Below are 11,645 nucleotides of genomic sequence, written 5' to 3'. Positions count from 1 at the left end.
TGTTTATATGAAAACATATGGCAATATAAAAGTTGCTATTGCGGACGATCATGAAATTTTTCGCGACGGACTGCGCGCAATGCTGCAAAAGCAGCCAGATATTTTAATGGTAGCCGAAGCTGCCAATGGAAAAGACCTCATTGAACAGGTAAAAGCACAAGAGCCAGACATTGTGATCAGTGATGTAAAAATGCCTGTTATGGATGGGGCTGCAGCCACCCGGCACCTAACGGAGCATTATCCGCATATAGGTATCATCGCACTTACCATGTTCGATGAAGAGGACCTTATTATCGATATGCTGGAAGCCGGCGCCCGCGGCTATCTTTTAAAAAATGCCGATAAGAACGAGATCATCGAAGCCATAAAATCGGTTTACCAGCAACAACCCTATTATTGCCGCCATACCTCTAACAAGCTGGCACAAATGGTTGCCAAAAGCAAGTTCAACCCATACAAACAGAAACTGAAACCCGAGTTCAATGAACGAGAAATTGAGATCGTAGCCGACATTTGTAATGGCCTTACCAGTAAACAAATTGCCGAAAAGATCTTTTTAAGTGTACGTACCGTTGAAGGGTTACGGTTAAAGATCATGGAAAAAATGGAAGTGAAGAACACGGCCGGCATTATTATTTATGCAATAAAAAATAACCTCTATAAGCCCGGTAACGTCTAACGTTATTGTATAAGTTTCCTACTGACTATCAATGTTATTCCTGTTAAATTAATCCTGATGCATAACCGAAGATTTCAGCTTCGGCTAATGGTAGTGAAAAATTATTTTAAAAAAACTTGTAAAATTATTTGGTGTAATTGAAAAATTATTAACACCTTTGCATAAACAAATCAACAAAACATGATTCGCAAACACACAAACATAGAGGCACAGAACGGTTGGAGTCCGATAGGTGACTTTACTGTTTGCGGGGCGTGTTACGCTGAAGAATAAGTTGAACAAACTAATTCAATATAACACAGGCCCCGCAAGGAATTGCGGGGTTTTTTATTTGTTGGCTGTTTAATAAAATAACAGCAAAATGGCGGCGCTTTGGCTAGTGTGGATGCGTGTGCTATATTCATGTGTGTGTGGTAGTTAGTATTTCTTGTAAACAACAATTAAAGAACAAAATTCATTTGATGCCGATACCGATGCAGTACATACTACGAATGGACCTCAAAAGTTCAAGACGATTTAGTCAATGGGATACGTGTGCAAATGCGGAGGGAGCGGTATGTATTAATGGCGGTAAACAAGAGAGTGATCATATTCCAATACGACCAGGTTGTATTTATACGAAACTGTGATAAACAGGAATCGAATAAAAAAGCCCGGTCGACAAAACGACCGGGCTTTTTTATTGGTGTTATTCAAAATGAAAAGAAAAAGGAGTGTAAGTGATGAAATTATTAATGAGTGTATTTGTGATCAGGTTCATTGCGGCTTTGTTCGATAATAAAACAAAGCGAAATAAGAGAAACGGGCAGAAGTATACAGATGAAGTGGAAGAAAGACATCCTGCCGCATATCAGGTACGGTAAGAAGTAACTAAAGATAAATTGGTTCTAAAAGGCGGAGATAAAGCGTCCGTCGGCTGGCGGATGCTTTTCCAAAAAAACTTAATCATGAGAAAGCTGGCAAGTATACAAAGAATAAAAAGTATTGAGCCCATTGCTAATGCCGATTCAATTGTGAAAGCAACAGTGTTGGGATGGCAACTGGTAATAAAGAAAGATGAGTTTAAGCCAGGCGACTTGTGCGTGTATGTTGAAATAGATAGCATACTACCCGATAAACCTGAGTTTGAATTTCTTCGAAACAGGAACTTCAGAATTCGTACGATCAAATTGCGCGGACAGATATCGCAGGGAATTTGTTTTCCACTGAATATTCTTCCAAACAACATACAGGTTGAAGAAGGTGTAGATGTTACTGATGTATTGAACATTGTAAAGTACGAACCTCCTGTACCGGTTAATATGCAGGGGATAATGAAAGGAGGATTTCCTTCTTTTATTCCTAAAACTGATGAAACCCGTGTTCAGGTATTACAGGATTTACTCGATACCCATAAAGGCGCTGCGTGCTACATCACTGAAAAGCTGGATGGTACTTCAGTTACCTATTTTATAAAGGATGGTGTATTTGGTGTTTGCAGTCGCAATTTGGAGCTGGAAGAAAATGAGGACAATTTGTACTGGAAAACTGCACGTCAATTCAATATAGAAGAAAAGCTTAGACGTATTGGATGCAACATTGCCATACAGGGTGAACTGGTAGGTGAAGGTATACAGGGAAACAAGTTGAAGCTGAAAGGGCAACACGTATTTGTTTTTAGTGTGTTCTTAATTGATGAGTACAGGTACGCTATGTTTCATGAATGGATGAAGATGATGGAAGAGCTGGATCTACCAACTGTACCTGTAATAAACGATAATTACCGGTTAGAAAACAATATCGATGACATTTTAAGTATGTCGGAAATATTTTCACCAATGAATGGAAGTGTAATGTCGGAAGGTATTGTCATCAGGTTAAAGGAAAGTAAAGATCTGGTTTCTTTTAAAGCTATCAGTAATGAGTTCTTATTGAAATATGGTGAATAGTTAGGAGTTGTAAAAAGTTCATTGACCATTAAGCCTTACTATAATTAAACCCTTATGAAAACATGTAGCGGCTGCCATGACCGCTACAAAATATAGGAGTATTCCGGTTGGTCGGATACCCCGTTTGGATCGGGGAGGCTGCAGGTTCGAGTCCTGTCTCCTATACTTAGAAAAAAGCAGTACAAGCGTTGATGGTTGCGCTCCAGACTTCCAATCTGGAAGACAGAGTTCGAATCTCTGGTGCTGCTCTTAATGGTTCGTTGGTGTAACGGCTAACACTCCGGATTGTCTATCCTGAACTAAGGGTTCGATTCCCTTACGAACCGCTGAAAATGTTGTGTGGTGTAACGGTTAGCATCTCAGTCTTTGACACTGATGGTATAGGTTCGAATCCTATCTCAACAACAAATGGTGGCTGTAGCTTAATGGTAAAGTGTCCCGCTGTGAACGGGAAGATCAGGGTTCGAACCCCGCAGCGCACCCGATACTGACTTATAGTTCAACGGAAGAATACTGTGCTACGAACGCAGGGATGAAAGTTCGAATCTTTCTAAGTCAGCAAAAAAAAAGTTTTTAATACGCAAGTATGCTGCGCAGTTAGGTGTGCATCTTTGTAGTGTTGAAGAATAAGAGAGAAATTAAGAGAATGATCTTTATTGCGCAGTTCTATTGCGTAGTTAAAGAGTAGTTCAGTGGCCCGTAGCTTAGTTGGATTAAAGTACCCGGCTTTTACCCGGGGGATCATGAGTTCGAGTCTCATCGGGCCAACAATAAAAGATGACTTAGCTCAATTGGTAGAGCAGTATTCTGATACGATACAGGTTGACAGTTCGAGTCTGTCAGTCATCACTAACTGGTCCGTAGCTTAACTGGATTAAGCATCCGGCTTCTACCCGGAAGACTATGAGTTCGAATCTCATCGGGCCAACAAAAAAATGACCTGTAGCTCAACGGTTGGAGCAGGTGCCTTATACGCACAAGGCTATCGGTTCGAGTCCGATCGGGTCAACAGTAAATAAAAAATTGGATGATTAGCTCAGTGGTAGAGCGTGCCCCTGTTAAGGGCAGGGTCGAAAGTTCGAATCTTTCATCATCCGCAAAAATTGGTCTGTTCGCCTAGTTGGTTAGGGCACTGGTCTTTCGAACCAGGTGGATGAGTTCGATCCTCATACAGACTACCAGGTGCTTTGACAGAGATGGTTCTATTGCATCCCGTTGAAGCCGGGATCATCGTGGTTCGATTCCGCGAGGCACCACAAAATATGGGCTTAATGTAATGGCAGCATGTCGCGTCTCCAAAACCGATAGTCTTCGTTCGAGTCGAAGAGCCCGTGCTAAAACAACAGGTTATGCGCACTCTTGTAATGAAATAGTTAGCGGATACATTCTTTGTTGAACAAAGGATCATACATCTATTAACTATTTAATAAAAAATATGGAGAATTTATTTGCACAGAAGGTGATAAATACCAACAATGTGTTTGGGCGTCGCTATCTGGATAATAAAGTATTATACCTGTACTATTTTAACGTGTTACCCAGCCTGAGCTTTATGAGCCAGGTAGACGGGGAAAAGATATTTGAAGCGCTTAAGGAGCAATTGGGTGGTAAAATAAAGCACATACACCAGTATCGTTGGTACGAACGTAAGAAAAAGAAGTTTCAGTTCGATAAAACGATCGTTGTGCTGGAAGGCAATTGCCTTATTGAGTTCGATGAACATTACTGTGAGATCCTGCACGATGGAGCTAATCCTGAATTGCTAAATGCAATTACAGATCTGGCAGGCAAATTCAGGGAACGGCAAAGACGGCAACCGCTCGAGATCAATTTAATGGTGCAGGATGGGCAGGGGCTCGATCTGAAAGCTATGGAGATAAAACGCACAAAACTTGACCTCGATCTTTTTTACGAAGATGACTTCAAGGAAGTGGATAATGTGATCAGGCAGCGGTTGAATAAAAAGAATGATAAGGGGATTGTGTTGTTGCATGGTTTACCGGGAACAGGAAAAACAACCTATCTGCGATACCTGATCGGAAAGATCAAAAAGCGGGTAATGTTTTTGTCGCCCTCAGTAGCGGGCAATCTGATGAACCCTGAGTTTATTGAGATGCTGATCGATAATCCTAACACGGTTGTGATCATTGAAGATGCAGAGAACATTATCATGGACCGCAAATACAATTCGGGTTCATCAGTATCTAACCTGCTGAATATTTCAGATGGGTTACTGGCCGATTTTCTAAACGTTCAACTCATATGCACTTTCAATAATTCGCTCACACTGGTAGATAGCGCATTGATGCGAAAGGGAAGATTGATCGCAAAATATGAGTTTGGAAAATTGAGTGTTTCAAAAGCAAAGCGGTTAAGCAGTCATTTGGGGTTGAACACAGAAATTAAACAACCAATGACAATTGCAGAGATTGCCAACCCGCATGAAAAAGAACCGCAGGCAAACAGGGTAGAAGTGATTGGTTTCAGACGCAATTTGATTGAAAACTAAATATACAGAATGGAGGTAAACCATGGAACATCAGCATTGGAGGCGGTTAGACGGTACAATTATTAAAAAACCCATTGAAGATGAAGTAAGGGCCGTACTGGTTCGTGAAAAGGAGATGGGACACACAGTAAAGGTGTGTATAGGTACCGATAGCCAGGTTAAGGGTAGAGAAACCGAATTCGCAACGGTGATCGTGTTCATTCGCAAAGGCAAAGGTGGTTTTATGTTTATACATAACGAATCTACCATGCAAAAGATGAACATAAAACAACGTATGTTAACAGAGGTTTCAAAAAGTATAGAGATCGCATACGCGCTTTGTCACGTGTTTACTATTTACAACGTTGATATGGAGGTGCATGCCGACATCAATACCAACCCCAACTTTAAAAGTAACGATGCATTGAAAGAGGCCATGGGCTACATTATGGGTATGGGTTTTGAGTTCAAGGCCAAACCTTACGCTTTTGCCAGCACAAGCTGTGCGAATAAAGTAGTTCAATAAAAATACTTATCCGGGGTGTAAAAGCCCTGGGTAAGTTTCAAAATAATTAATCCGCTAAAACATTTTACAATGAAAAAGAGTACACAGTTCATAATGAAGAAAATGACAATGGAGCAATGGCACCGCAGTTTTCGATCGAAACAAAAAAGATCATTATGGACACAAAACTCGTTCGTGAATTCGGTACTGAAATTCTTTCGTATCGACTGCGTACTGTAAGGCAAAAAAAGCGCATGCAGTATGAGGATTTTGATAAACAATTGATACGCCTGCATAAGGAAAATAGAATGTTAAGGCGCCTGCAAAGAAATCTTGGCTGGGAACCGCTTACACCACCTGTTCAGAAAGGATGGAAACGAAATTTTGTATTACGTGAAGATGTTGCAAGAAGTAAACATGCTGAGTTCTTTGATAACATTTTGAAAAAGATAAACACGCACGATTGGAGTTATAGAAAAGATTTCAGGGTTCGTAAAAGAAGGTATGGCAGAAATAAATATGGAGTTAAAACGCAGTCTTTATTAAGGCCATATTCTTATCAGTTTGAGAGAATGGGGTTTACCGAGGTTGAAAGGCAGTTTTTCTATGAACACTGGGAATACACCTGGAAGCGTGAACTTATTAAACGATATGTTTTTTGCGAACCATGGCGTTTTGTATTGCGTGTTAGGCCTAATATGATCGATAAAGTAAGAAAAAAAGATGTTGAGCTTGAGAAAAGAATGCATGAGATAGATGATTACCTGGAATGGAATAATCATCGGTGTCGCGTGGAAAAACTGGTTTACGGAAAATGTTCTTATGGGAAAGGCTTTGACGATCTTAGGTTTCCTGTTAAGAACCCTTGTAAAAACCGCCCTGTTCATCTTCTTCTGAATGATATTGAAGAAGGTTTATTATAAAATATTAACTGCATCGGAACACGATGCAATAAAAAGCTTCCCTAACGGGAAGACAGGTATATAGCCGATTGAAAACAACCGTGGTTGGTGTTTCAATGAGGCACAACAGTGCAGACGTAGTAACTATCTGTATGCTGTGTTACAATCGGAGTATGCCTGCTATAACCTGTGGGTCAGGGGTTCGACTCCCTTTCTTGTCACATGACAGGATAGCTCAGTGGTAGAGCAACAGACTTCAATAATGTGGGTTCGAGTCCCACATCCTTCACAAGAGGGATTAGCGTAATTGGCAACGCAAAGCATTCCTAATGCTTGGATTTGAGGAAGTACACCGCTTCCTAAAAAATGGTGATCGCAACATAAAGCCGGGTTATTGACCCGCGGTTCCGCAAAGGGCGGCATCGCAATCTCGTAAATGCCTTGCAGGCAATCAGGAGTTGGCGGGGTTTATATCCCTTCGATCAAAGAACAGTTTGTTGAAGATGCTGCAACAAATGTTACAATGACGAACTGGTATAGCGAGCGCCGGTAAATATTGTTTCCGCAATTACGGGATGGAAGATAATACCGGCTTTATTTTTTAACCTTTAAAAAGAGTACCAATGAAAAATATTCGTGTGAACGCTTACCAGGTTGCCCTGGTATTTAAGCGAGGTGTATACCAACGTATGTTAAAAGAAGGCAGTTACTGGTTCTGGAAAAACGAAACAGTACATGTTTATAATATACTGCAACCATTTGTGGCGCCTGTTGAATTGAACATTCTGTTGCAGGATGTGGCTTTGGCAGATGCACTGCATGTGGTAGATGTTAAAAATAATGAGATCGTATTGCAGTACGAGAACGGTTTGCTGAAGCAGGTGCTTAATGCCGGGCGTTACACATTTTGGAAAAGTGCGATCGTGTACGATTTTGTACGTGCCGATATTAGTAAAGTGGAGATCACTGAGAACATCGATCGTGCCACTTTACAAAATAAACTGATAGCGCCTTACGTACGCAGCTTTACAGTGGAAAGCCATGAAAAGGGTGTTTTGTATGTAGATGGAAAATTTGTGCAAACCCTTGATGCCGGCGTTTACAACTGCTGGAAAAATGGAATAGCAGTACTGGTGAACAAACTTGATATGCGTCAGCAACAGGCAGAGATCAATGGCCAGGAAATTTTGACCAAAGACAAAGCAGCTTTGCGTATAAACGCCTGGGCGCAGTATAAAGTGAAAGATATTGAAAAGGCTGTGTTACAAAATAAAGACTTCAGCTACCAACTGTATGTGTTATTTCAGTTGGCACTGCGTGAATATGTTGGCCGATTACCATTCGATGAACTGTTAGAGAAGAAAGAAAGTATCACTCCATACATCCTTGAATCTGTAAAAGGCAATGCCGAAGCGCTGGGTGTGGAAGTGAGTGGATTTGGGATCCGTGATATTATTCTGCCAGGCGATGTGAAGGAGATCATGAACCAGGTGTTGGTTGCCGAAAAGAAAGCACAGGCAAACATCATTATGCGTCGGGAAGAAGCTGCGAGTACCCGAAGCCTGTTGAATACCGCCAAGCTGATGGAAGATAATGCCATGTTGTGGAAGCTGAAAGAAATGGAATATGTGGAAAAGATAGCTGATAAGATCAGTAACATCAGCATAAACGGCAATGGTGTATTAATAGATCAGTTGAAACAGATACTGGTATCACAGAAGTAACAAGCTTTTTTTGATTGTAAGTTGTATAGCCTTGAAAATTAAAGCAGGCCCCCGCAACGGCGGGGACTGCTTTATTCCCATTCGGTTAAATTAAAGTAAGTAACCCGTAAAAGAATTTTTTATGATGACCGAAGTAATAAATACAATTGAAATAGAGCTCACACAAACCTTTGATGAATTGTTCAAATGGTTTGATATTGAAAGTGAGCTGTTGAATTATATGCCCGATAATAAGGGATGGAGCATTCGCAAAATATTGGAACATGTATCACTGACTAACCATTATTTGCTGATGCTTATAAGTAAAGGCACCAGAAAGGCGCTTGAAAGATCAAAGAAATATGATTTTTTGGGCAGTCTGGCCGATTATGATCTTGATTGGGAACGTTTAAAAGTGATTGGTCAGCACAGGGCATTTGAATGGAGCCGGCCTGGTCATATGGAGCCACGTGGCAGAATGCGGGTAACTGAAATACGGCATGAGCTGGAACAACAATTGAAGCAATGCCATAACCACTTACTTGCCTTGCAACACGGCGAAGGTGTACTGTATAAAACCATGATGAGTGTAAATAATCTGGGTAAAATTGACGTTTACCATTATATATACTTTCTGGTGCAGCACGCAAAAAGACATATTACCCAAATGGAGCGTGTTGAAATTGAATTTAACCTGGGTGTTAGTTGAATAAAAAACAAACAATGGCTAAGTTAAAGATTTCAGGAAAAGAGTTACGGGCTATAGGTTATCCCGAAGGACCCGTGATAAGCATAGCGATGAATGTAATGGAGAAGAATTATAAGTATGAGAAAAAGGAGGATGTGATGGATTTATTGAAAAAGATTCTGAGCGCTCCTGTAGAGTATGAGAATGATGCCGTATTAGGGTTAATAGCCCAGCAACTTATACCACAGAAAGAACAGGAGCCGGGTGAAATAATTGAATTGAATAAAACTGGTATTCATTTTAATGTATTTGGCGCGGAGTATATTGAAGAAGCGGCTATGCATCAAATGAACCAGGCGGCGCGTTTGCCAATAAGTGTTGCGGGCGCTTTAATGCCCGATGCGCATGCCGGTTATGGACTGCCTATAGGTGGCGTACTCGCAACAGAAAATGCGGTGATCCCTTACGGCGTAGGTGTTGATATCGGATGCCGTATGTGTTTGAGTGTTTTCCCTATTGATCCCAAACAACTGGTACAGCGCGAGCATTTCTTTGCACGTGAATTGAATGATGCCACTTTGTTTGGTAGCGGAAAAATATTTGATGACCCCGTTGATCATGAGGTGATGGAACGGAAGGAGTTTGATGAATTGCCGTTATTGAAAGAATTGCAAACAAGGGCCTGGAAGCAACTAGGGTCAAGCGGATCGGGTAACCACTTTGCAGAATTTGGTTTGGTTGAGGTCACCGAAAAAGATGCTATCCTTGGTATAGATGCCGGCTTGTATATTGGATTGTTAACGCATTCCGGTTCAAGAGCATTGGGCGCTAATATCGCTAACCATTACACCAGAATAGCGCGCGAGAAAAGACGTTTGCCTGGCGATGCGGCCAATTTGGCCTGGTTGGGTTTATATGAAACTGAAGGTATCGAGTACTGGATGGCAATGAACCTGGCCGGTGATTATGCATCAGCATGTCATCATGTAATTCATGCAAAACTTGCAAAAGCAATAGGCGAAAAACCATTGACAATGGTTGAGAACCATCACAATTTTGCCTGGAAGGAAATGATGATCGGTGATGATGGAAAAATGAAGGAACTGATCGTTCACCGTAAAGGTGCAACACCTGCAGGTAAAGATGTTTTGGGTATCATTCCCGGATCAATGACCGCCCCGGGCTTTATTGTAAAAGGAAAAGGAGTGGCAGCTTCCGTTTCTTCTGCATCGCATGGTGCGGGTAGAAGAATGAGCCGTACGAAAGCTTTGAATTCCATTACACATAAAGAATTGAAAGAGCAATTGCAGCGCTTTGGCGTGAAATTGCTGGGTGGTGGATTAGATGAAGCACCACACGCTTACAAGGATATTGAAACGGTGATGAAAAGCCAGTCGTCACTGGTAGATGTTGTTGGTAAGTTCATGCCCAAAATTGTAAAAATGGATGGTACTGAACCAAAGAAATGGAAAGTTAAAAACCAATTGGACGGTGAGTAAATGATCTATGTCCGAAGTACCCTCACTTCGGCATAATCATTTAAGCTTATTGTGTAACTGATATTTTTTCGAAAACATAAGAAAGCGGGCTTTGCTCCAGTATAATACGGCGCGATTGCCCGTTTTCTTCTTTCCACTTGATCAAACTTATGTTATCGCCGTCAATTTCAATACCGGTAATATCCCCATCGGCAAAGCAACAGCAGCCGCTGTTGAAATAAGAAGGGATGACCATGGTTTTATGAAATTGCTTTCCTGCATATTCAGCTTTTCTTCTCTCCAACTGTTCTTCGAGACTTTGAATATTTGCTGTATCCTGTTTTGCTTTTGCTTTCTCCAGTTGTTTGGTAAGCCGTTCAATATGGTCGAGAGAAGCAAATACCGGCTTATGCGTGTGTCCTGATATAAACAGCAGGTCTTTTTGAGTGGCGCTCCATTCATACATTATGATATTATGTTTGTCGACCAATTCAAAAGAATCGGATGTGCTGTTGATGCTTATCTCCAGAAAGCGTTGTATGGGTGTCCAAACAGCTGCTACAAACCAGGTACTGAAAGCATTGCCATCGCTTTTTTGATCGCCCTGGTGACCATGTGTGCAGAAGATTGTGTATTCGCGGTTGTTGTAGGTTGTGGTAAGTGCTAACCCTTCATATATCTTTAGTTTATCGCCAAAAACGGGTTTTAGAAAACGCAAACGTGGAAAATCGAATTTCCATTGAAGATCGTGGTTGCCAAAGATGCGGTAATAGCGGTTGTCGTGCATAAAGCGTAATTCAGCCTGAAATTCATCTTTATTCTTCTCCATTACAATATCAGGCTTGTTCTCCCAAAGTTCTTCACAATCGCCCAGATTAATAAAGTAGAATCCGTTCTTATAATAATAGTCGAGTGCGCTGAGGTAGTTTTTTTCTGCCAGTCGAAAGTCATCGGCGAGGTCGCGGGCGCCTTTATGTTCATCGGAGAATATTATGAACTTGCCGGTATTGAGATCAAAGGGAACTTTAATGCCACCGGTTTCTTTAGTTTGAATATTCTCTAATAATGCTGTTAATGAGGCAAATACCTGGTCTTTTTTGGGTGAGGATGATAAACGTTCGGCCAGCCAGGTTACGGGCCTTTTAAATAAGCGTTGCAACAATTTTTTCATAGTTAAAAATCAGGTTTTTTTCAATTGCCTGAAATTTATTACTTTAGTAAGATAGCAAATCTCTCCCGAATCCCTGCCCAACTATTTCAAACAGGCAGTCTGC

At 41.2% G+C, this 11,645-nt stretch carries 10 protein-coding genes and 12 tRNA genes; 21 read left to right on the top strand and 1 reads right to left on the bottom strand.

The features are described from left to right. The first annotated feature begins 7 nt into the window (after positions 1-7). The 21 genes from GGD38_RS34505 (at position 8) to GGD38_RS34405 (ending at position 10,392) form a co-directional block, all read left to right on the top strand. Complete coding sequence (locus GGD38_RS34505) at positions 8-679, top strand: response regulator (protein WP_375297895.1); 672 nt, start codon at positions 8-10, stop codon at positions 677-679. Positions 680-1,398: 719 nt separating this feature from the next. Next, complete coding sequence (locus tag GGD38_RS34500) at positions 1,399-1,542, top strand: hypothetical protein (protein WP_375303951.1); 144 nt, start codon at positions 1,399-1,401, stop codon at positions 1,540-1,542. Positions 1,543-1,626: 84 nt separating this feature from the next. Continuing rightward, positions 1,627-2,607: an RNA ligase (ATP) gene (locus GGD38_RS34495; protein ID WP_375297897.1), complete on the top strand. Its 981-nt coding sequence runs from the start codon at positions 1,627-1,629 to the stop codon at positions 2,605-2,607. Positions 2,608-2,699: 92 nt separating this feature from the next. Then, a tRNA-Pro gene (locus tag GGD38_RS34490) sits at positions 2,700-2,772 on the top strand. An 11-nt stretch (positions 2,773-2,783) separates the two neighbouring features. Then, positions 2,784-2,855 (top strand) — tRNA-Gly (locus tag GGD38_RS34485). 6 nt (positions 2,856-2,861) lie between these two features. Beyond that, positions 2,862-2,933, top strand: a tRNA-Asp gene (locus tag GGD38_RS34480). Between the two features lie 7 nt (positions 2,934-2,940). Continuing rightward, positions 2,941-3,012: transfer RNA gene (locus tag GGD38_RS34475), tRNA-Gln, on the top strand. Between the two features lie 6 nt (positions 3,013-3,018). After that, a tRNA-His gene (locus GGD38_RS34470) sits at positions 3,019-3,087 on the top strand. 8 nt (positions 3,088-3,095) lie between these two features. Further along, a tRNA-Arg gene (locus GGD38_RS34465) sits at positions 3,096-3,166 on the top strand. A gap of 134 nt (positions 3,167-3,300) precedes the next feature. Further along, positions 3,301-3,375 (top strand) — tRNA-Lys (locus GGD38_RS34460). Positions 3,376-3,383: 8 nt separating this feature from the next. After that, positions 3,384-3,456: transfer RNA gene (locus GGD38_RS34455), tRNA-Ile, on the top strand. A gap of 5 nt (positions 3,457-3,461) precedes the next feature. Continuing rightward, positions 3,462-3,535: transfer RNA gene (locus GGD38_RS34450), tRNA-Arg, on the top strand. Positions 3,536-3,543: 8 nt separating this feature from the next. Then, positions 3,544-3,616: transfer RNA gene (locus GGD38_RS34445), tRNA-Ile, on the top strand. A 16-nt stretch (positions 3,617-3,632) separates the two neighbouring features. Then, a tRNA-Asn gene (locus GGD38_RS34440) sits at positions 3,633-3,704 on the top strand. An 8-nt stretch (positions 3,705-3,712) separates the two neighbouring features. Beyond that, positions 3,713-3,788 (top strand) — tRNA-Glu (locus GGD38_RS34435). 254 nt (positions 3,789-4,042) lie between these two features. Beyond that, positions 4,043-5,116 (top strand): AAA family ATPase, encoded by a 1,074-nt coding sequence (locus GGD38_RS34430; RefSeq protein ID WP_375297898.1) that lies wholly within the window; start codon positions 4,043-4,045, stop codon positions 5,114-5,116. 22 nt (positions 5,117-5,138) lie between these two features. After that, entirely contained in the window at positions 5,139-5,621 is a 483-nt protein-coding gene (locus GGD38_RS34425) for a ribonuclease H-like YkuK family protein (protein ID WP_375297899.1), read from the top strand. Between the two features lie 155 nt (positions 5,622-5,776). Continuing rightward, entirely contained in the window at positions 5,777-6,523 is a 747-nt protein-coding gene (locus GGD38_RS34420) for a hypothetical protein (protein ID WP_375297900.1), read from the top strand. A 602-nt stretch (positions 6,524-7,125) separates the two neighbouring features. Next, positions 7,126-8,226: a slipin family protein gene (locus GGD38_RS34415; protein ID WP_375297901.1), complete on the top strand. Its 1,101-nt coding sequence runs from the start codon at positions 7,126-7,128 to the stop codon at positions 8,224-8,226. Between the two features lie 121 nt (positions 8,227-8,347). Then, positions 8,348-8,914, top strand: a complete 567-nt coding sequence (locus GGD38_RS34410) for a DinB family protein (RefSeq protein ID WP_375297902.1) — start codon at positions 8,348-8,350, stop codon at positions 8,912-8,914. A gap of 14 nt (positions 8,915-8,928) precedes the next feature. Further along, positions 8,929-10,392, top strand: a complete 1,464-nt coding sequence (locus GGD38_RS34405; protein WP_375297903.1) for an RtcB family protein — start codon at positions 8,929-8,931, stop codon at positions 10,390-10,392. A 46-nt stretch (positions 10,393-10,438) separates the two neighbouring features. On the opposite strand, the gene GGD38_RS34400 is transcribed toward GGD38_RS34405, so the two are convergent. Continuing rightward, a complete protein-coding gene (locus GGD38_RS34400; RefSeq protein WP_375297904.1) occupies positions 10,439-11,542 on the bottom strand; it encodes a metallophosphoesterase in 1,104 nt (367 codons plus the stop codon). Positions 11,543-11,645 lie beyond the last annotated feature (103 nt).

Source organism: Niastella sp. OAS944 (assembly GCA_024809215.1).
Taxonomy (GTDB): Bacteria; Bacteroidota; Bacteroidia; order Chitinophagales; family Chitinophagaceae; genus Niastella.
Note: the sequence above shows the minus strand (reverse complement) of the source record. Positions and strands in the feature narration are given on the sequence as shown.